The sequence below is a fragment of the Streptomyces sp. NPDC085927 genome (assembly GCF_044540975.1).
Lineage (GTDB): Bacteria > Actinomycetota > Actinomycetes > Streptomycetales > Streptomycetaceae > Streptomyces > Streptomyces hirsutus.
Genome location: NZ_JBITSN010000007.1, coordinates 193,647 through 211,885 on the forward strand (window position 1 = coordinate 193,647; position 18,239 = coordinate 211,885).

19 protein-coding genes and 3 pseudogenes are annotated in these 18,239 nt (G+C 72.7%); 11 read left to right on the plus strand and 11 right to left on the minus strand.

Annotated features, from left to right (window positions below; all coding sequences use genetic code 11):
* The first annotated feature begins 387 nt into the window (after positions 1 to 387).
* The 3 genes from ACIF80_RS20515 to ACIF80_RS20525 all read left to right on the plus strand — a co-directional run bounded on the left by ACIF80_RS20515 (position 388) and on the right by ACIF80_RS20525 (position 3,788).
* Positions 388 to 1,452, plus strand: a complete 1,065-nt coding sequence (locus ACIF80_RS20515) for a PP2C family protein-serine/threonine phosphatase (protein WP_399806443.1) — start codon at positions 388 to 390, stop codon at positions 1,450 to 1,452.
* Between the two features lie 272 nt (positions 1,453 to 1,724).
* Complete coding sequence (locus tag ACIF80_RS20520) at positions 1,725 to 3,065, plus strand: transcriptional regulator (protein ID WP_399806445.1); 1,341 nt, start codon at positions 1,725 to 1,727, stop codon at positions 3,063 to 3,065.
* 177 nt (positions 3,066 to 3,242) lie between these two features.
* Positions 3,243 to 3,788 (plus strand): NUDIX hydrolase, encoded by a 546-nt coding sequence (locus tag ACIF80_RS20525; RefSeq protein WP_399806447.1) that lies wholly within the window; start codon positions 3,243 to 3,245, stop codon positions 3,786 to 3,788.
* A gap of 39 nt (positions 3,789 to 3,827) precedes the next feature.
* Here ACIF80_RS20525 and ACIF80_RS20530 read toward each other — a convergent pair whose 3' ends face one another.
* Positions 3,828 to 4,085, minus strand: coding sequence for a hypothetical protein (locus ACIF80_RS20530; RefSeq protein WP_399806448.1), 258 nt, complete (start codon positions 4,083 to 4,085; stop codon positions 3,828 to 3,830).
* Between the two features lie 240 nt (positions 4,086 to 4,325).
* Positions 4,326 to 5,186 carry a 3-hydroxybutyryl-CoA dehydrogenase gene (locus ACIF80_RS20535; RefSeq protein WP_399806450.1) on the minus strand — a complete coding sequence of 287 codons (861 nt, stop codon included), beginning with the start codon at positions 5,184 to 5,186 and terminating at the stop codon, positions 4,326 to 4,328.
* A 205-nt stretch (positions 5,187 to 5,391) separates the two neighbouring features.
* Between ACIF80_RS20535 and ACIF80_RS20540 the strand changes: the two genes are divergently transcribed.
* Positions 5,392 to 6,651 carry a glycoside hydrolase family 10 protein gene (locus ACIF80_RS20540; RefSeq protein ID WP_399806452.1) on the plus strand — a complete coding sequence of 420 codons (1,260 nt, stop codon included), beginning with the start codon at positions 5,392 to 5,394 and terminating at the stop codon, positions 6,649 to 6,651.
* A gap of 38 nt (positions 6,652 to 6,689) precedes the next feature.
* On the opposite strand, the gene ACIF80_RS20545 is transcribed toward ACIF80_RS20540, so the two are convergent.
* On the minus strand, positions 6,690 to 6,878 hold the full coding sequence (locus ACIF80_RS20545) for a DUF1918 domain-containing protein (RefSeq protein WP_399806454.1): 189 nt from the start codon (positions 6,876 to 6,878) through the stop codon (positions 6,690 to 6,692).
* Positions 6,879 to 7,044: 166 nt separating this feature from the next.
* Positions 7,045 to 8,040 carry a DMT family transporter gene (locus ACIF80_RS20550; protein ID WP_399806456.1) on the minus strand — a complete coding sequence of 332 codons (996 nt, stop codon included), beginning with the start codon at positions 8,038 to 8,040 and terminating at the stop codon, positions 7,045 to 7,047.
* Here ACIF80_RS20550 and ACIF80_RS20555 point away from each other — a divergent pair.
* Positions 8,039 to 9,517 carry a PLP-dependent aminotransferase family protein gene (locus ACIF80_RS20555; protein WP_399806458.1) on the plus strand — a complete coding sequence of 493 codons (1,479 nt, stop codon included), beginning with the start codon at positions 8,039 to 8,041 and terminating at the stop codon, positions 9,515 to 9,517. The genes ACIF80_RS20550 and ACIF80_RS20555 overlap by 2 nt on opposite strands.
* A gap of 126 nt (positions 9,518 to 9,643) precedes the next feature.
* The gene (locus ACIF80_RS20560) at positions 9,644 to 10,237 is read left to right on the plus strand and encodes a histidine phosphatase family protein (RefSeq protein ID WP_399806460.1); all 594 of its coding nucleotides are present in this window, start codon (positions 9,644 to 9,646) and stop codon (positions 10,235 to 10,237) included.
* 46 nt (positions 10,238 to 10,283) lie between these two features.
* On the opposite strand, the gene ACIF80_RS20565 is transcribed toward ACIF80_RS20560, so the two are convergent.
* Complete coding sequence (locus ACIF80_RS20565; RefSeq protein ID WP_399806462.1) at positions 10,284 to 10,724, minus strand: DUF6314 family protein; 441 nt, start codon at positions 10,722 to 10,724, stop codon at positions 10,284 to 10,286.
* Positions 10,725 to 10,770: 46 nt separating this feature from the next.
* Between ACIF80_RS20565 and ACIF80_RS20570 the strand changes: the two are divergent.
* Positions 10,771 to 11,145 (plus strand): annotated as a pseudogene (locus ACIF80_RS20570) (alpha-N-arabinofuranosidase); the annotation flags it as partial.
* Positions 11,146 to 11,422: 277 nt separating this feature from the next.
* On the plus strand, positions 11,423 to 12,643 hold the full coding sequence (locus tag ACIF80_RS20575; RefSeq protein ID WP_399806464.1) for an RNA-guided endonuclease InsQ/TnpB family protein: 1,221 nt from the start codon (positions 11,423 to 11,425) through the stop codon (positions 12,641 to 12,643).
* Between the two features lie 170 nt (positions 12,644 to 12,813).
* Here ACIF80_RS20575 and ACIF80_RS20580 read toward each other — a convergent pair whose 3' ends face one another.
* Positions 12,814 to 13,365 carry a DoxX family protein gene (locus ACIF80_RS20580; protein WP_399806466.1) on the minus strand — a complete coding sequence of 184 codons (552 nt, stop codon included), beginning with the start codon at positions 13,363 to 13,365 and terminating at the stop codon, positions 12,814 to 12,816.
* A 244-nt stretch (positions 13,366 to 13,609) separates the two neighbouring features.
* Between ACIF80_RS20580 and ACIF80_RS20585 the strand changes: the two genes are divergently transcribed.
* Positions 13,610 to 14,254 carry an alpha/beta hydrolase gene (locus tag ACIF80_RS20585; protein WP_399806468.1) on the plus strand — a complete coding sequence of 215 codons (645 nt, stop codon included), beginning with the start codon at positions 13,610 to 13,612 and terminating at the stop codon, positions 14,252 to 14,254.
* 21 nt (positions 14,255 to 14,275) lie between these two features.
* On the opposite strand, the gene ACIF80_RS20590 is transcribed toward ACIF80_RS20585, so the two are convergent.
* Positions 14,276 to 14,665, minus strand: a complete 390-nt coding sequence (locus tag ACIF80_RS20590) for a VOC family protein (RefSeq protein WP_399806469.1) — start codon at positions 14,663 to 14,665, stop codon at positions 14,276 to 14,278.
* Positions 14,662 to 14,955, minus strand: coding sequence for an ArsR/SmtB family transcription factor (locus tag ACIF80_RS20595; RefSeq protein ID WP_399806471.1), 294 nt, complete (start codon positions 14,953 to 14,955; stop codon positions 14,662 to 14,664). Before ACIF80_RS20595 ends, ACIF80_RS20590 begins: the two co-directional genes overlap by 4 nt.
* 100 nt (positions 14,956 to 15,055) lie before the next feature.
* On the opposite strand from ACIF80_RS20595, the pseudogene ACIF80_RS20600 reads away from it, so the two are divergent.
* Positions 15,056 to 15,196, plus strand: a pseudogene (locus ACIF80_RS20600) (Scr1 family TA system antitoxin-like transcriptional regulator); the annotation flags it as partial.
* Between the two features lie 66 nt (positions 15,197 to 15,262).
* Here the strand turns inward: ACIF80_RS20600 and ACIF80_RS20605 are convergent.
* Positions 15,263 to 16,261 carry a MerR family transcriptional regulator gene (locus ACIF80_RS20605; RefSeq protein ID WP_399806473.1) on the minus strand — a complete coding sequence of 333 codons (999 nt, stop codon included), beginning with the start codon at positions 16,259 to 16,261 and terminating at the stop codon, positions 15,263 to 15,265.
* 3 nt (positions 16,262 to 16,264) lie between these two features.
* Positions 16,265 to 16,936, minus strand: coding sequence for a HEAT repeat domain-containing protein (locus ACIF80_RS20610; RefSeq protein WP_399806474.1), 672 nt, complete (start codon positions 16,934 to 16,936; stop codon positions 16,265 to 16,267).
* A 349-nt stretch (positions 16,937 to 17,285) separates the two neighbouring features.
* Between ACIF80_RS20610 and ACIF80_RS20615 the strand changes: the two genes are divergently transcribed.
* Positions 17,286 to 17,831, plus strand: a complete 546-nt coding sequence (locus ACIF80_RS20615; RefSeq protein WP_399806476.1) for a pyridoxamine 5'-phosphate oxidase family protein — start codon at positions 17,286 to 17,288, stop codon at positions 17,829 to 17,831.
* An 89-nt stretch (positions 17,832 to 17,920) separates the two neighbouring features.
* Here the strand turns inward: ACIF80_RS20615 and ACIF80_RS20620 are convergent.
* A pseudogene (locus ACIF80_RS20620) lies at positions 17,921 to 18,040 on the minus strand (RNA polymerase subunit sigma); the annotation flags it as partial.
* Between the last annotated feature and the right edge of the window lie 199 nt (positions 18,041 to 18,239).

Genomic DNA, 18,239 nt, shown 5'->3' on the forward strand with positions numbered 1-18,239 from the left:
CACGGCGTTTTTCGGGGACCGCGTGTCCGCCGCGCACGGATCGTTCGTGCCGTGGCCGGTCACGCGGTCCCCGAGTGCTTCCGGGACCTGGTCGGCGGATCATGCCGGAGCCCTCGGACGGCCGGAGCGCCTCCCGGGCGGCCGCAGGGCCCCGGGCTGCTGCGCGCAAGGTCCGCCCTGCGCCGGGTGGGGCCCCGTCGCGCTGGGCGAGGCTCAGCCCTCCCACAGGACCCCATGCACCCCACGCACATCCGTTCCCCCGGTTACCTCACTCGTTTGGGTGACATTCCGGGCGATACGTCCGGATCGGGTGATCCGGCCGACAGAATCGGACCGGCCTTTCAAGGCCGGTCTGCGCTGTCAGGGCCAAACTGGGGGGCCATCGGCATGATCCGCTTCAAGGGTGGGGCGCCCCGCACAGGGCGGTCCAGGACCAGCTCGTGGGGACCGACCGTCTCGTGGGGACCCGACCACTGCCCGTTGCTGCGCCGGGCGCTCGCCTGCGGACTGCCGCCCACGGTCCTCGGCGCCCTCGGTACCGGACTGGCCCTGCACGTCGGGCGGAGCCTGCTGCGGGAGGCGCGGCGCAACCGCACGATCGCCCGCACCGCGCAGCGCATGCTGCGGCCGCCTCCCCGCGTCGACGGGCTGGCCGTCGCCGCCGTCCAGTTGTCCGCCGACCGGAGCGCCCGGGTCGGCGGCGATCTGTATGAGGTGGTCGCCACCGAGTACGGCGTACGGGTGGTCATCGGCGACGTCCGCGGACACGGGCTCGGAGCCGTCCCCACCGTCAGCGCCGTTCTCGCCGGCTTCCGCGAGGCCGTGCACGACGAGCCCGACCTGGCCGGGGTCCTGCGCCGGCTGGAGCGGGCGATGGACCGGCACCTGCGGGAGCGGGCGCGTGCCGAGCGCCTGCCGGCGCGCGCCGGCCACGACTTCCGGACCGCCGAGGAGTTCGTCACCGTCCTGCTGCTCGAGATCCTCCCCGGCGGGGAGATGCGGGCCCTGAACTGCGGGCACCCGTGGCCCCATCTGCTGAGCGGTCCACGGGCCGAACCGCTCGCCCGCACGGACCCGCTCCCGCCGCTCGGCCCGTTTCCGCTGCCCGCCGAACTCCCCGTCGTCGCCTGTGCCCCGCTGCTGCCCGGCGACACGCTCGTCCTGCACACGGACGGAGTCGAGGACGCACGGGACGCCGGCGGCCGCTTCTTTCCGCTGCCCGAGGTGCTCGCCTCGGCCGCCCGCGAGGCCGCGCCCCCACCGCAGGCCGTCCTGCGGACGATCCTCACGGCGCTGGTCCACCACACCGGTGGCCTGCCCAAGGACGACGTCGCCCTGCTGATCCTCAGGAACGAGCGCCCGTCCCCCCGCGCCCCTTCGGGGGCGGGGGGCGCCGCGCGGCCCGGCACGACGGACCTTTCCCCGACGAGCCCGCTGCAGCACCCGGCGTGACCGGGGTGCCCGGCGTGACCGTCGGGGCCGGCGGTGCCGTCCGCCCCGCCGCGGAGTGTCGGGCAGGCAGCCGGGCGGACGGCGCGGAAGCGGGCCGCCGCACTGTAGGAGGGGGAGCCGGCGGCCCGGCCGGCCTCTTTCGAGGCACCTCAGTCAATCGGCCGGCAACTCTCCGCGACAGCGCGCACACCCTGCGGATGCGAGCACTCCGTTCACACCCCGTGTGAACACCCAGCCACTACTCTGTCGGCACCGATCCCCCGGGGGACCTCATGCAGCCCAACACCCTGCTCGACGCGGTCCTGGACGAGGCCGGTATCTCGCACGCGGGCCTGGCCGCGCACGTCAACCAGGCCGGCCGGGCGCGCGGTCTGTCCCTCAGATACGAACACACCGCCGTGGCCCGCTGGTTGAAGGGCCAGCGGCCCCGGGGCCAGGTGCCCGACCTGATCTGCGAGGTGCTGGCGGGCCGGCTGCGCCGCCCGGTCACCCTCGACGACATCGGCCTCGGCGTCCCCGGTGAACCCTCCGCCCCGCACGCCGGCACGCTCTCCGGCTTCGTCGAGCGGGCCACCGCGCTGTGGCGCTCCGACCAGCAGCGGCGCCCGCACATACTGGGCGCGCCCGCGGTCACCGGCACCCCCGCCGTGATGCCCGTCTGGGAGTGGGAGAACCCGCCCGAGGACGTCGATGTCTCGCGCGGCGGCCGTCACCGGGTCACCCCGGGTGACCTCGACATGCTGCGCGCCGCCCGCAGCCACTACGAGCAGATGTACCGCAAGGCCGGTGGCGTCGCGACCCGTGACCGCATCGTCGGCTTCCTCAACACCGAGGCCGCCCCCCTGCTCCGGGGCGGCTACACCGACGCCGTGGGCCGCCAACTGCACCGGGCCACCGGAGGACTGGTGGCCGTCGCCGGGATCTGCGCGTACGACTCCGATGCCCACGGCCTCGCCCAGCGCTACTTCCACCAGGCGCTCCGGCTGGCGAAGGCCAGCGGGGACCGGGGACTCGGCGCGTACGTGATCGCGCTCCTCGTCAACCAGTCGCTGTTCATGAAGGAGTACCGGCAGGCCGTCGCCTTCGCGGAGGCCGCGCTGCGCGCCGCCGGCAAGCACATCACCCCGGCGCTCGCCTCCGACCTGTACGCGATGCAGGCCAAGGCGTACGCGCACCTCGGCGACGGCACCGGTGCGCTGTCCTGCATCCGGCGTGCCGAACAGGCCGCCGAGCGCATCCGGCGCGGCCACGAACCCGACGAGACCGGCTATGTCCAGCCCGGCCTGGTCAACGTACAGGTGGCGGAGGCCCTGCTCAGCCTCGGCGAGCTGGCGGCGGCGAGCGAGCACGCGGCCGCCGCCGTCGACAACCCCGCGCACGACCGCGGCCGGGTGCACCGCCTCGCCATGCTGAGCACCGTCGAACTGCGGCAGGGGAACGCCGACAAGGCGGTCGCCCTCGCCGTGCAGATGGCCGAACAGGCCCGGGGAATGGAGTCGCAGCGGCTGCGCGACAGACTCCGGGCCGTGCGCGAGCGGCTGGTGCGCAACGGCTGCGAAGGCACCGCCGAGGCGGCCGAACTCATCGACGGGGCACTGCGCGTACCGCTGTAGGCGCTGCGGCGCCGGCGGGGGACAGGAAGCTCCTCCCTCCGGGACGCCCGGACCGTGTGCCGTGCGCCGTGCGCCGTGCCGCGCCGTCCGCTGCGCCGCCGACGGCCTTCTGTGCGCCTGCTGCCGAACCGCCGCTGCTGCGATATTGCCACCTGTCGAACGAAAGGTGGCATAACCGTGCAGTGGGCGAACAAGAACGAGCAAACCGTGTATGCGAACCGCTGGTTCAATGTCAATCTCGCGGATGTCGAGCTGCCGGACGGCCGGCGTCTCGACCACTTCCTCATCCGGCTGCGGCCCGTCGCCGTGGCCACGGTGGTGAACGAGGCCAACGAGGTGCTTCTCCTGTGGCGCCACCGCTTCATCACCGACAGCTGGGGGTGGGAACTCGCCGCCGGAGTGGTCGAGGACGGTGAGGACGTCGTCCGGGCGGCGGCCAGGGAGCTGGAGGAGGAGACCGGCTGGCGGCCGGGACCCCTGCGCCATCTCATGAGCGTGGAGCCGTCCAACGGGCTCACCGACGCCCGGCATCACATCTACTGGGCCGACGAGGGCGAGTACCTCGGGCCCCCGGTGGACGACTTCGAGTCGGACCGCCGGGAGTGGGTGCCGCTCAAGGTGGTCCCCGACCTGGTCGCCCGCGGCGAGGTCCCGGCCGCCAACATGGCGGCCGCGTTACTCCTGTTGCACCATCTCAGGCTGGGACAGGACCCCATGTCCTGACCCTTCCGCAGCCGTGGCCGTCCGGCCCGGGCGCGTGCGTCAATGGCCGAACGCCTGCCAGGCCGTCACGACGAGCGCGCCCACGGCCGTGACGGCCGCGACCGCCTGGAGCGGCCAGCGGGCGTGCTCCAGGGTGACGATCCGGGTGTTCAGCTGGGCCAGCTCCCTGGCCGCCTCCTCGGTGCGGTGGCTGAGCAGCGCCAGTCCGCCCTCGACGCGGGCGTACGCCACATCGAGGCGGCGCCGTAACTCTGCGACTTCGCCCTGGATGGCGGGCTGTTCGGGATCGGCGGTCACAAGTCCGCTCCTCTCCGTCATCCTTCTCGTTCCGTGTCTGCGGAGGCTGAGTCAACTCCCCTGGTGGACGCGGAGTAAGAGTGTGCGGGAGGCATATGCGGGCCCGGAACGCACACGGCGTGTGAACGCCGCGGGCCCGGCACCCTCTGCGGTTCAGGGGTGCCGGGCCCGTGCGCGCGGCCGGAATGCGACGGTCGGTGAACATGACGGGACGTCAGTTCTCCGTCACGGGTGACTGCCTCAGCCGTAGCTGTAGAAGCCGGAGCCGCTCTTGCGGCCCAGCCGGCCCGCGTCGACCATCCGCTGCAGCAGCGGGGGAGCGGCGTACAGCGGCTCCTTGTACTCCTCGTACATCGAGTACGCGACCGAGGCCACCGTGTCCAGGCCGATCAGGTCGGACAGCTTCAGCGGGCCCATCGGGTGGGCGCAGCCCATCTCCATGCCGTTGTCGATGTCCTCGCGGCTGGCGATGCCCGACTCGAACATCCGGATCGCGGAGAGCAGGTACGGGATCAGCAGCGCGTTCACCACGAACCCGGAACGGTCCTGGGCGTGGATCGCGTGCTTGCCCAGCACCTTCTCGGCGAAGAGCTGCGCCCGGCTGATCGTGCCCTCGGAGGTGGTGAGCGCCGGGATCAGCTCGACCAGCTTCTGCACGGGGGCCGGGTTGAAGAAGTGGATGCCGATGACGTGGTCCGGCCGCGAGGTGGCGACCGCCAGCTTCACCAGCGGGATCGAGGAGGTGTTGGAGGCCAGGATCGCGTCCGGCCGGGTCACCACCTGGTCGAGCACCTGGAAGATCTCCGTCTTGACCAGCTCGTTCTCGACGACGGCCTCGATCACCAGGTCGCGGTCGGCGAACTCGCCCAGGTCCGTGGTGAAGCTCAGCCGGGCCTGGGTGGCCTCCAGCTCCTCCGCCGTGATCTTGCCGCGCTCGGCCGCCTTCGTCAGGGAGTTGAACAGCCGGGTACGGCCGATCTCCAGGGCCTCGCCGGTGGTCTCGGCGACCCTCACGTCCAGTCCGGCGCGGGCGCACACCTCGGCGATTCCCGCGCCCATCTGGCCGCAGCCCACCACTCCGACGCGTTCGATGTCGGTCACATCGTCCCTTTCGCTTCCCGGGCGCGGCCCGGGTCCTTCTGGCCTGCGCTGTCTACGACTCCCGGCAGGATCACCGGGTTCCGGCCGCCTGCTCCGTTCGTGCACGTTACCCGGAAGTACCGATGATCGATCGCGGGGGTCGGGCATCCTGGGGCACGGAGCGGTCCGCGGCCGGGCGGATCGCGGCTTTTGTGACGGGTGTGAAATGGGACGAGTGTCGCGCAGGGTGTTCGCGGCTGCGGCGCTGTCGGCGGTGACGATGACGACGACCGCGTCGGCCGCCCCGGGACGGCCCATGTCCGGTCCGTCGGGCGCGGCGGGGGGCCGGGGCGCGGCCGCCGGTGAGATGCGCGGCGTGTGGCTGGCGACCGTGGCCAACCGGGACTGGCCGTCCCGCCCGGGGCTGAGCGCCGCCGCGCAGCGGGCCGAACTGATCGCGCACCTCGACGCGGCCGTCCGCAACCGGCTCAACACCGTGATCTTCCAGGTGCGGCCCACGGCCGACGCCCTGTGGCCGTCCCCGTACGAACCCTGGTCCGCCTGCCTCACCGGCACCCAGGGCGCGGACCCCGGCTGGGACCCGCTGGGCACCGCCGTCACCGAGGCCCACGCCCGCGGCCTGGAACTGCACGCCTGGTTCAACCCGTACCGGGTCGCCGCGCACACCGACCCCGCCCGGCTCGCCGCCACGCACCCGGCCCGCGAGAACCCCGGCTGGGTGGTCCCGTACGGCGGGAAGCTCTACTACGACCCCGGCCTGCCCGAGGTCCGCGCCTTCGTCGAGGACGCGATGCTCGACGCGGTGCGCCGCTATCCCGTCGACGCGGTCCACTTCGACGACTACTTCTACCCGTACCCCGTGGCGGGACAGACCTTCGACGACGACACCGCCTACGACACCCACGGCGGTGCCTTCCCCGACCGGGCGGCCTGGCGGCGGGACAACATCGACCGGCTGGTGCGCGAGACGGCGGCCCGGATCAAGGAGATCCGACCCGGCACCCGCTTCGGCATCAGCCCCTTCGGGGTCTGGCGCAACGCCGGAACCGATCCCCTCGGCTCCGACACCCGGGCGGGCGTGCAGACCTACGACGACCTGCACGCGGACACCCGCCGGTGGGCGCGGGAGAACTGGATCGACTACATCTGCCCCCAGCTCTACTGGAACATCGGCTTCGCCGCCGCCGACTACGCGAAGCTGCTGCCCTGGTGGTCCGCGGTCGTGGAGGGCTCCGGGACACAGCTGTACGTGGGTGAGGCGCTCTACAAGGCGGGCGATCCGGCGCAGCCCGCCGCCTGGCAGGACCCGGCCGAGCTGTCCCGGCACCTCACGCTCGCGGCGTCGTACCCCCGGGTGCGCGGGCACGCCTTCTTCGCCGCCCGGGAGGTGGCCGCCGACCCGGCCGGCGCGATGGCCCGGGTGGTCGCCGACCACTACGGGCAGTCGGCGCCACCTCCGGCCTGACGAGTCGGGGAAGCCGACGAGTCGAAGGGCTTCCCGGTCTAGTGGTTCCTGTGCCGGATCTCGGAATCGGGGCCGGGCGAGCACACGGCCTCGTGCCCGTCCTCGAAGCGGACGCGGTAGGGCGGATCGCCCTTCTGGCCCATCACCTCGACGATCTCGGCGACCTTGTCGTGCTGACCGACCACCCTGCCGTGCTGGACAAGCTGGTCGCCCTCGGTTGCGCGCATAGGGGTCTCCTCACCATGTGCGGGAGCAGCGGTCCGTGGCTTCGAGTCTACGGCGGGGCGGGCCGCCCGGCAGGGCACGTGGCCGGCACCCCTGGCACACGGCACAGAGGACATGCGACGGGGACGCGGCGCATGCGACGGGGCCGGTTCCCCGGCCGCGTGTTCCTCAGCCGCGTGCCCGCTGGGTGACGGCGATGCACACCAGTACCGCCGCGGCCGTCAGCGGTGCCGCCGCGGTCGGATGCTCGCCCAGGAGGAGCACCGACCACACCAGGGTGAGCAGCGGCTGGGCGAGCTGGAGCTGACTGGCCCGGGGGATGCCGATCGCCGCCATGCCCCGGTACCAGACGACCAGCCCCAGGAACTGGGACCCCGCCGCCACCCACAGCACCCCGGCCACGCCGTGTGCGGTCAGCCGTACCGGCTCGACGGCCAGCGCGAGGGCGGCGGCCGGTACGGCGAGCGGCAGGCACAGCACCAGTGCCCAGCCGATCACCTGCCAACCCGGCATCACCCGGGCCAGTCTGCCGCCCTCCGTGTACCCGGCCGCGCACACCACCAGCGCCGCGAAGAGGTACAGATCGGCCGTGGTCAGCGCGCCGCCGCTCTGCCGCACCGTGAAGACCGCCACCGCGGCGGCACCCGCGAGGGCCGCCGCCCAGAAGGTGCGCGAAGGGCGGGAGCCGACGCGCAGGGCGGAGAACAGCGCGGTGGTGAGCGGGAGCAGGCCGACCACGACGGCCGCGTGCGCGGTGGTCGACGTCTGCAGGGCCAGCGTGGTCAGCAGCGGGAACCCGAGGACGACCCCGGCGGCGACCACCGCGAGCCCCGGCCAGTGCCGGCGGGCGGGCAGCGCCACACCGCGCCACCGTGCCAGGCCCTTCCGGGGACGCACACGGACATCTGCCGCTCCCGCTTCCGGGTCCCCCGCCCGCGTCCCCGCCGCGAGCAGGCAGCCGCCCGCGATCAGCCCTGCCAGCACACAGCGCACGGCCACCAGGGACCAGGGGCCGAATCCTTCCAGCCCCCAGGCGGTGGCCGGGAAGGTGAGGGAGAAGGCGATGACGCCGAGGGCGGCCTGCAGGGTGCCGAAGCCGGCGCGGTCCCGGCAGGCGGGGACCGCTATCGGGTCCGCGACAGTAGCGCTACTCTCTACTCTCATGCATGAGCGTAGCAGCGTTGCCGAGCTGGCGGACCGGCTGCGGCGGGAGCTTGACCGCTACTCGCCGGGTGGAAAGCTCCCGTCGAGCCGGGCGCTCGTGGAGCGGTTCCGGGTGAGCCCCGTGACCGTCTCGCGGGCGCTGGCCCAGCTGGCCGCCGAGGGGCTGGTGGTGACCCGGCCCGGAGCCGGCGCGTTCCGTGCCGACCGGTCCACGTCCCCGGCCCCCGCGGCCGGCGACACCTCCTGGCAGGAGGTCGCGCTCAGCGCCGGGGGCGCCGCGGATCTCGTCCCGCGTTCGGTCGACGCCTCCGGCGTCCTGGTCTCGCTCGCCGCCCCGGCGCCCGGCGTGATCGAGTTCAACGGCGGCTATCTGCACCCCTCGCTGCAGCCGGAGCGCGCGATGGCGGCGGCACTGTCCCGGGCCGGGCGCCGCCCGGGAGCCTGGGGGAGGCCGCCCGTGGAAGGACTGGTGGAGCTGCGCGAGTGGTTCGCGCGCAGCGTCGGAGGCGTGGTCACCGCGGCAGGGGTGCTGATCACCGCGGGCGGCCAGTCCGCGCTGACCACCGCCCTGCGTGCGCTCGCCCCGCCCGGCGCCCCCGTCCTCGTGGAGTCGCCCACCTACCCCGGCATGCTGGCCGTCGCCCGCGCCGCCGGACTGCGTCCGGTGCCCGTGCCGGTGGACGCGGACGGAGTGCGGCCGGAGCTGCTCGCCGACGCCTTCCGGGCGACCGGCGCCCGGGTTTTCGTCTGCCAGCCCCTGTTCCAGAATCCCACCGGTGCCGTCCTCGCCCCCGAACGGCGCGGCGAGGTGCTGCGCATCGCGCGCGAGGCGGGCGCGTTCGTCGTCGAGGACGACTTCGTCCGGCGCCTGGTCCACGAGGACGCGGGCCCCCTGCCCCGCCCGCTGGCCGCCGACGACCCCGACGGCGTCGTCGTCCACGTCTGCTCGCTCACCAAGGCGACCTCGCCGAGCTTCCGGGTGAGCGCCCTCGTCGCGCACGGCCCGGTACTGGAGCGGCTGCGCGCCATCCAGATCGTCGACACCTTCTTCGTCCCCCGGCCCCTCCAGGAGGCCGCACTGGAACTCGTCGGCTCGCCCGCCTGGCCGCGCCACCTGCGGGCGGTCTCCGCCGAGCTGAGGGCCCGCCGCGACACGATGACCGCCGCGCTCCGGCTCCGGCTGCCCGAACTCGCCCTGCCGCACATCCCGGCCGGCGGCTACCACCTCTGGCTGCGCCTGCCCGACGGCACCGGGGGCACCTCCCGGGCCTTCGGCCCCGGGGGAGAGCCCGCCCTGACCGCGGCGGCCCTGCGCGCCGGCGTCGCCGTCACCCCCGGCCGCCCCTACTTCAGCGCCGAACCCCCGGCCGCCCACCTGCGGCTGAGCTTCGCGGCGGTCGCGGGCACCGGCGAGATCACGGAGGGGGTACGGCGACTGCGTACCGCCTGGGAGGAGGTACTGGGGCGGACGGGGTGAGGGGGGCGGTGCTTCACGCCGGTTTGTCCGGCAGGTCCCGGCCGCCGTCCGACGGCCTGATGGACTCCGGGTAACACCATGGCCATACCCCTTGATTTGTGCACTTCAGGGACTGACCATCGCGGCATGGCACTTCGGGTCACGTTCGTTGCCGCGGCGGGGAGCCTCTCGCGGCTGACCGAGCGTTTCGAGGACGACCGGCCACTGGATCACGCCGGGTGGAGCGATGTGCAGCGGGTGGCCCGTGAGCTGCTGCCGCTCGCCGCCGCCGATCTGCGCTACTGCTCACCGAATCCGCGCAGCCGTGCCACCGGTGACGGGCTCGGCTACACCCCGCTGGTCCAGCTCGCCCTGCGCGACTGCGGCATGGGCCGCTGGCGCGGGCTGACCCTGGGCGAGGCGATGGCCCGGGAGCCGGAGGCCGTGGACGCCTGGCTCGCCGATCCGCGCGCGGCCCCGCACGGCGGGGAGTCGCTCCTCGACTTCATCACCCGCGTCGGCAACTGGCTCGACACCCGGCCGTCGGAGGACGACTGCCGGATCGTCGCGGTCGCCGAACCGTCCGTGATCCGTGCCGCACTGGTGTACGCGCTGAAGGCGCCGCCCGCGACCTACTGGAACATCGACGTCCGCTCGCTGTCACGAGTGAGCGTCACCGGACGGGCCGGCCGCTGGAGCCTGCGCATCGAAGGGGTCTCCGCCCGGGCGACGCGGATATAGCGGCTGTAACGGATACGGCCGTACGCCGCCTCCGTGGACGCGGCCGTCAGTCCGCGCGGACGTAACCGGTGTCGAGCTCCAGGTCCTTGGCCGGGCCGCGCACCCGCCAGACCGTCCGCCAGTGGTCCTCGTCGCGGACGGTGAACTCGCCCCGGTAGAGGTCCGCGGAACAGGGGTGGTCGGCGACGTACCGGCCCGCCGAGAGATCCAGGCCGTGGAACGGCCGGCCGTCCGCGAACCGCACGTCCACCGCGCCGCCGGGGCCGGGCAGGAAGCGCAGGGTGCGTTCGGCGGGCCGGGAGACGCCCCGCCAGGTGAAGGTGCCGGACTCCTGGTGCAGCAGACCGCCGCCCTCCAGCGGGCCGAAGAGCGTGGTGCCCTCGAACCGCCCCAGGTCGCCACTGGCGAGGTCCCGCACGGACCGGCTCACCCGCCAGCTCCCCCTCAGGTAGGCCAGTGCGTCCGGTACCGGCCAGAACTCGCCCATCCCGCCCCGCTCCCGTCGTCTCCGGCGCGCTTGCACCATGGACTCGGACAAGGCTGTGGAGGGCGGCAAGTCTACGCTGCTCTCCAAGGCCGGATCGATCGAGACGGGCCGCGCCTACGGCATCGGCGTCAAGGTGCGCGGCCGCCAGGTCACCCTCTCCCTCGACGGACAGGAGTGGGGCAGCTTCATCGACGACAAGTCGGCCGAGCCGTTCCGCCAGGTCGTCACCGAGGACGACCGCACCGGCGACCTGATCGTCAAGGTCGTCAACGCCCAGCCGGCCGAGGCCCGTACGGCGATCGACCTCGGCGGCGCGAGGACTGCCTCCACCGCCCGGGTCACCACCCTGGCCGCCGACGCGGACGCGGTGAACACCGAGACGGATACACCGGTGACCCCGGTGACGTCCACGCTCCGCGGTCACCAGCGTGTTCACCTGTTTCTTGCGGGGAGGCCCCGGCGTTCACGCCGGGGAGGAATCGCATCCGGGTGTCGCGAAGCGGAGCGTCGCCGTATCCGGTTCGGGGTGCGGCGCACCCGTGTCGCTGTCGCCGAGGTGATGCGAACGTGTGTGCCCGTGGTCGCTGGTGGGGGTGGTGGCTGCGAGATCGGGGTGTGTCTGTGCGGCTGTCGTACGTACGCTCCTTCAAAGGGCCCGGGACGGCGGAGTGTTCGGGGCGGGGCCGCGAGGGGACGAGATGGTGCAGGTGGGGGCGGATGCGGGGGCCGGGCATGCCCGGTACACCTACCGGTTGCGCGTGTCGTCTGCTGCCCGCACCGTCCTGGCGGCGGAGTGGGACCGGTGCCGCTGGGTGTGGAACGAATGCGTCGCCAAGTCCCGGGCCGTGCACCTGCACAACAAGTCCACCGGCCGGAAGGCCACGTGCGGCCCGGCTCGGCTCGACAGGATGCTGACCGAAGCCCGCGCCCGTACGCCGTGGCTGCGTGAGGGCTCCTCGGTCCCCCAGCAGCAGGTCATCCGCGACTTCGGCCGCTCCCGCGCCAAGGCGCACAAGGACATCAAGGAACGCCTGCCCATGGCGCGCCGGGCCGGGATGCCGAAGTGGAAGACCAGACGCGAGGCACTGGCGACCCTCAACTACACCCAACGCGGGTTCCGGCTGAAGGACGGCCGACTGCACCTGGCGGGCGGTATCGCCGTGACGGTGGTCTGGTCGCGGGACCTGCCGGCCGAGCCGTCCTCGGTCCGCCTGTACCAGGACAGCCTCGGGCACTGGTACTGCTCGTTCGTCGTCCCCGCCCAGCTCCAGCCCCTGCCGGAGACCGGCCGCGTCCTGGGCGTCGACTGGGGCGTGAGGGAGACCGCGACCACCACGTCCGACGCGCACGACCTGCCGCACGCCGAGCACGGCAGGAAGGCCCGAACCAGGCTGGCCCGCTACGACCGGATGATGGCCCGCCGCAAGCCGAAGAGGGGCGAGCCCGCATCGAGGGGCTACCGCACGACGCGAAAACTGCGCGCGAAGGCCCACAAGAAGATCGCCCGGCAGCGGGCGGACACCGCTCGCAAGTGGGCCAAGAGGGTCGTCCGCGATCACGACGTCATCGCGGTCGAGGACTTCTGCCCGAAGTTCCTGGCCAGGACCACCATGGCCCGCAAGGCGGCCGACGCCGCCATCGGCGCCACCAAGACCGCCCTGATCGAGATGGGCCGCAAGCACGGACGGGACATCCGTCTCGTCCACCCCGCGCACACCACGATGGACTGCGCGCACTGCGATGCGAGAGCCAAGCACGCACTGCCGCTGGGTGAGCGCGTCTACACCTGCACCGCCTGCGGAACCGTGGCTCCACGGGACAAGAACTCCGCACGCGTCATGCTCGTCCGGGCTGGTCTCCACCCGGCTGGTGCCGACGGCACAAGACCTCCCGGAGCGCTGCTCCGGGAGGCGGCCTGAGCCAGGAATCCCCTTCCCTTCAGGAAGGGGAGGATTCAAGTACACGTTCCCGGAGAACTCGGTGACGTTCCTGCGGATCAAGCGGCGGTAGTGGTCCGGGTGCGGGCCGCCGTCCCCAGGACAGCGAGCGGCCCGCACCCGGAGCTGAGCGGAAAACCGCCCGCGGTGCCTCAGTGACGCAGCAGCAGGGTGACGCCGGCCACCACGGCGCCGAGCACGACCGCGGCGATGCCGTACTCGAGGCGGTGCGAGCGCAGCCGGGGCAGCATCCGGTCCACGGCGATCCGGCCGGGGCCGGTCAGGGCGAGCGCCACCGCGGCCAGGGTGAGGAGGAGCTCGTACTCCACGCCCTCCGGGGCGAAGAAGCCGCCGCCCCACTTCACGACGATCGCGTTGACCATCGTGCCGGCGACGGCCGCGGCGGCGAGCGGGGTGAGCAGACCGAGCGCGAGGCCGAGTCCGCCGAGGGTCTCGGTGAGCCCGGCCACGACGGCGAACGCCTCGGGCGAGGGGTAGCCGAGGGACGTGAAGTACATCCCGGTGCCCTCGATCCCACCCCCGCCGAACCAGCCGAACAGCTTCTGCGCGCCGTGCGCGGCCATCGTCAGACCGAGCACGAGACGCAGCACCAGCAGCCCGATGTCATAGGCGCGGGCGGGGACGGCGGGGGCGTCCTGCCCGGAAGTGGCGGCGGGGCGGGACAGGGTGGTGGAACTGGCCATGGGGGGACTCCTCGAAAGGGGACGGCGAAGACGGTGGGAGGCGCCGCGCGTCACTGAGCGGCGACCCGTCCCGGCAAGCTTGAAGCTTCAAGCTAAACCACGATCGCCCTTGCTTCAACTTTCAAGCAGTAGGAGTACGCTCGGCCGTGCCCGGTCGCGAGCCGAAGTGTGCGTCCGCCCGCACCTTTGTCCGCCCCTTCACCTGCTTCTGTCTGTCCCGCACCGCCCGAGGAGTGCCGTAGTCATGCCGTACACCGTCGCCCCCACGGTCACCTGGTCCGCCGCACCCGACCGCAGGCCCGGTACGCCGCTGGTCGTCGCCCTGCACGGGCGGGGAGCGGACGAGGTGTCGTTCGCGCAGCTCGCGCCGCATCTGCCGCAGAACGCCACGGTGGCCTTCGTGCGCGCGCCGCTGGCCGAGGGCGGCGGATACGCGTGGTTCGCCAACCGGGGCGTCGGACGTCCGCTGCCCGACTCCCTCGCGGCCACGGCCGACTGGCTCTTCGACTGGCTCGACACCGAGGCCGCCGGCCACACGTCGGTCTCGCTCCTGGGCTTCTCCGGCGGCATGGCCATGGCGGGCGGCCTGCTGCTCGCCCGTCCGGAGCGGTTCGCCGCCGCCGTCCTCCTGTCCGGCACCCTGCCGTGGGACGCGGGTCTGCCCGAGGAACAGGGCCGCCTGACCGGAGTGCCGGTCTTCTGGGGCCGGGACGTCGCCGACCGGGTCATTCCCGCCGACCTCGTCACCAGGACGGGCACCTGGCTCCGCGAGAACTCCGGCGCCCGCCTCGAGGAACACCGCTACCCGGGCCAGGGCCACGGCATCAGCCTCCCGGAACTGGCGGACGCCTCGGCCTTCCTGCGGCGCGCGTGGGAGGGCGCGGCCTGAGAGGGCGCCGCCTCCGCCAGGTCACTGCTCGCTGTGCACGATCTGGATCAGATTGCCGCAGGTGTCGTCCAGAACCGCGGTGGTGACCTGGCCCATTTCCAGCGGCTCCTGGGTGAACCGCACCCCGAGCCCGCGCAGCCGGTCGAACTCCGCGTGTACGTCGTCCACGGCGAAGGAGAGGGCCGGGATGCCGTCCTCGGCCAGCCCCGTCTTGTACGCCGCCACGACGGGATGGCGGGAGGGCTCGAGCAGCAGCTCGGTTCCGTCGGGATTCTCCGCCGAGACGACGGTCAGCCACCGGTCCTCGCCCAGCGGGAGGTCGTGCTTCTTCACGAAGCCCAGCACCTCGGTGTAGAAGCGCAGGGCCTTTTCCTGGTCGTCGACGAAGGCGCTGGTCAGATGGATCCTCATGGTGTGCTCTCCGGTCTGTCGGGCCTGAGCCACCGGGCCGCGATGTGCTCGAGGGGCTCGGTGTTCAGGTCATGGAACTTGTAGCGGCCCTGGCGCCGGGTACGGACCAGTCCCGCGGATTCCAGTACGGCCAGGTGCTGGCTGATGGCCTGGCGGGACAGCCCCAGACCGTGCTTGGTCACCAGCCGCGTGCATATCTCGAACAGCGTCTGGCCGTCCCGTTCCGCCAGCTCGTCGAGGATGCGCCGACGGGTCGGATCGGCCAGCGCCTTGAAGACGTCCTCCGCCATGACCGACACGATAGGCAAGTGGCGGCTTGCCTATCAAGTCGGATGCGGACGAGTGCTCGCGCGACGAGGCGAACGGGACGCGGGGTCGGGCTCCGGCATGATGCGTCCGCCGCTCGGCGAGGACGCCATCGCCCAACGAGTCGTGGCACGCCCGGCGCGTCGAGAGGTCCACGGCAAGAGACCTCGGCCGCTGATGAGCTTCGTCATCGACGAGTCCGTGCTGCGAGGGCCGATGGGCGGCCGGGACGTGTTGCCAGGACCCCTCCGCCCCGCGCGGGCCGCGTACGCGTGCCCCGGGGGAGATCCGTCACCGGGCGTCGCGCAGCCGAAGAAGGTATGCCGCGGTCAGTGCCACGGCGCGGTCCCCGTCGTGCGACAGCTCCACGAGGGCACGTGCCACCCTCGCCCCCGGGATGCCCGCCAGCGCCTGGGTCAGCCGTCCGCGTGCGGGTGCCCGAGTGGTGTCGTGGGCGAGACGGTCGATGAGCCCGGTCGCGATCCGATCCGCCTGCGTGCTGTCGCTCGCCAGTACGCTCAGTGCGTCGGCCGCGTCGGTGTCGTTCCTTCCCTCCACGATCATGTCGATGAGCGTCGGGACCGCGTCGGCCACACCACGCGTCCCGAGAGCCAGAGCCGCGTACCCGCGGACCGCGGCGTCGGGGTGCACGAGAGCGCTCCGCAGCCGCGCGACGGCCTCGTCGCCGGGCATCTCGGTGAGGGCCTGAACGGCGCGCTCCCGCACCGCGGCCACCGGTGAACCGAGGCCCTCCGCCAGTAGCGCCGGGCCGCCGTCGCCCGAACGCGCCAGCGCCCATCGAAGGGCTCCGGCGACGTTCGGCTCCGTCTCGCTCAGTGCCGCCTCGACCAGGGCCTCCACCGGCACCTCGTCCACCGAGGAAAGGGCCGCGCGCTGGCGCGCGTCGGCGCTCTTCGACCCCAGTGCCTGGAGGAGCGCGACGACCTGGAGGACGTCCTCCCAACCGGTGGGATCCGCGGCGTCGATCCGGCACAGCCGCGTGAGCATCTCGGTCTCCGCCGCGATGCGTTCGCGCGTCTGACGGATGAGGTCGCCGACGAGCGCCGAGGGCGTGAAGCCGGGATCGTCGAGCGCGCGTCCGATCTCACGCAGCGACAGCCCCAGCGACCGCAGGCTCTCGATGTGGAAGATCCGCCGGATGTCCTCTCCGGAGTACTCCCGGTAGCCGGAGCCCGTACGGCCCGAAGGCCGCACCAGACCGAGCGACTCGTAATGCCTGAGCATGCGGGCGCTGACCCCGGACCGCCGCGCCACCTCACCGATCAACACGCCCTATCGTCCCTCCTGGCCGGACCCGCCGAGGGCCACGATGCGCTTGGCCTCCTCGATCGCGAACTCGAATCCGGCGTCCGGGTCGCGCAGCAGCTGTTGTGTGGCGAGCGCGTGCGCGCACACGCGCGGGTCGGGGGCCGTCGTTGCGGCATGCAGAGCCGGCGCGGTCACTTCACCCAGCGCCACCAGCGCCCGGCTGAGACCCAGCTGCGTCTCCCGCTCACCGCGCCCGAGCTGCGTCGCCAGCACCATGGCCAACGCGGTCTCCTCGCCTTCCGGCACGAGCACGACCGCGGCCCGCCAGGCGCTCCGCGCCACCTCGTCGTCGGCGTCGGACAGCAGCGCCCGGGTGATCGCCGGCCACGCCTGCCGGTCCCCGATCTTGGACAGTGTGTGCAGCGCCTGGCTCCGTGCCTGCGCACGCTCCGAGCGGACTTCGAGGAGCAGCCGGGGAAGTGTCACGGACACCGGGTGGCGGGTGAGCGCCCAGGTCAGCATGTCGCGGACGAAGAAATCGGGCTCGATCGCGCATCGCTCGACGAGCTTGTCGACGAAGCGTGGGTCGGGCGTCGTACCGACCGCCAGAGCAGCCCGCAGCCGCACGGACGAACGGTCGTCCTCCAGCCCCCGGATCACTCGTGCCGCGTCCATGTCCTGTCCCGTGGCCGTCATCGAGACCACCTCCTCGGCAAGCAGTGAAGGCCTTGTCACCGTGTCAAGGTCAAACAGGGCCCGCTGCGCGATCACCAGCGTGTTCACGACGCACCGTGCTCGAAGAGCACGCCCGGGACGCGGCAGGTGACAGGCCGGCCATGATGCTCCGCCGGGCCGCAGGGCTGAAGGGCGCGGGCGGCGGGGCCGGACGGCATGGTTCCTCACTGGTGGTTGCGGTACTCCGTGAGCAGAAGGTCCTGCTTGTGCCGTTCCTCGTGTTCATCGATCTCTGCCGGAAGCCGGGCCTGAGCGCCGCCGGGCCGGGCCGCGCAGCCTTCGTCACCAGAAAAAGGGAAAGGAGTTCCGCATGACGCCGAAGCAACCCGTGACCGAGCTCGACGCCCGCTACAGCTCCGCGCTCAACCCGCGCCCGGGTGCGGAGAACGTCACCGCCACCGACTGGGCCGAGGCCCAGCGCCGACTGCGGGCCGCCGAGATCTTCTGGATCACCACGGTCCGGCCGGACGGCCGGCTGCATGTCACGCCGCTGATCGCCGCCTGGCACGACGGGGCGCTGCACTTCAGCACCGGGCCGGGTGAGCAGAAGGCGAAGAACCTGGCCGGCAATGCCCACTGCGCACTCACCACAGGGCACAACTCACTCTCCGAAGGCCTCGACATCGTGATCGAGGGCACGGCGGAGCGGGTGACGGATCCGGCGCGGCAGGACGAGGTCATCGCCGCGTTCGAGGCGCAGTACGGGGATCACATCACCTCGCCGGAGGGGACTTTCCACGGCTTCGGCGACAGCATCCGCAAGGGCAACGACCTGCTGTTCGCGGTGGCGCCCGGCACGGCGTACGGTTTCGGGCACGACGGCCGGGTGTTCAGCCACACCCGCTACACCTTCTAGCGGGCCTGGGGACAAGGAAGCCCCCGACTGTCAGGGGAAGGCGTGCCGTGGGCTGGCCGTGAGAGGCGGGGCACAAGTCCCGCCCGGGGTTACGCCGCGGACTCGGAGCCAGTATCGCGGGCGAGCTTCTCAAGCTCGGCCGGCGCGTGCTTCTCGATCCGGCGGATGCGCTCGCGCGTCAGTCCGTGCTGCTTGCGGACCTCCGTGAGCGGTGCGCGAAAGGGTCTGAAGAGGGGTTCCTTTCCAACCCCTTTACGCTGCGCGTCCCGCCGACCACAACACTCGGCTCCGCCAAGCGGAGCGCTCATCCGCCACCTACGGCGCACGGTCACAACCGGCGCACGCCGGCAGTCCGACCCCCGTTGCATAAACCTGCGGCAGTACGTATAGTCATGCCGTCGAGGAGGA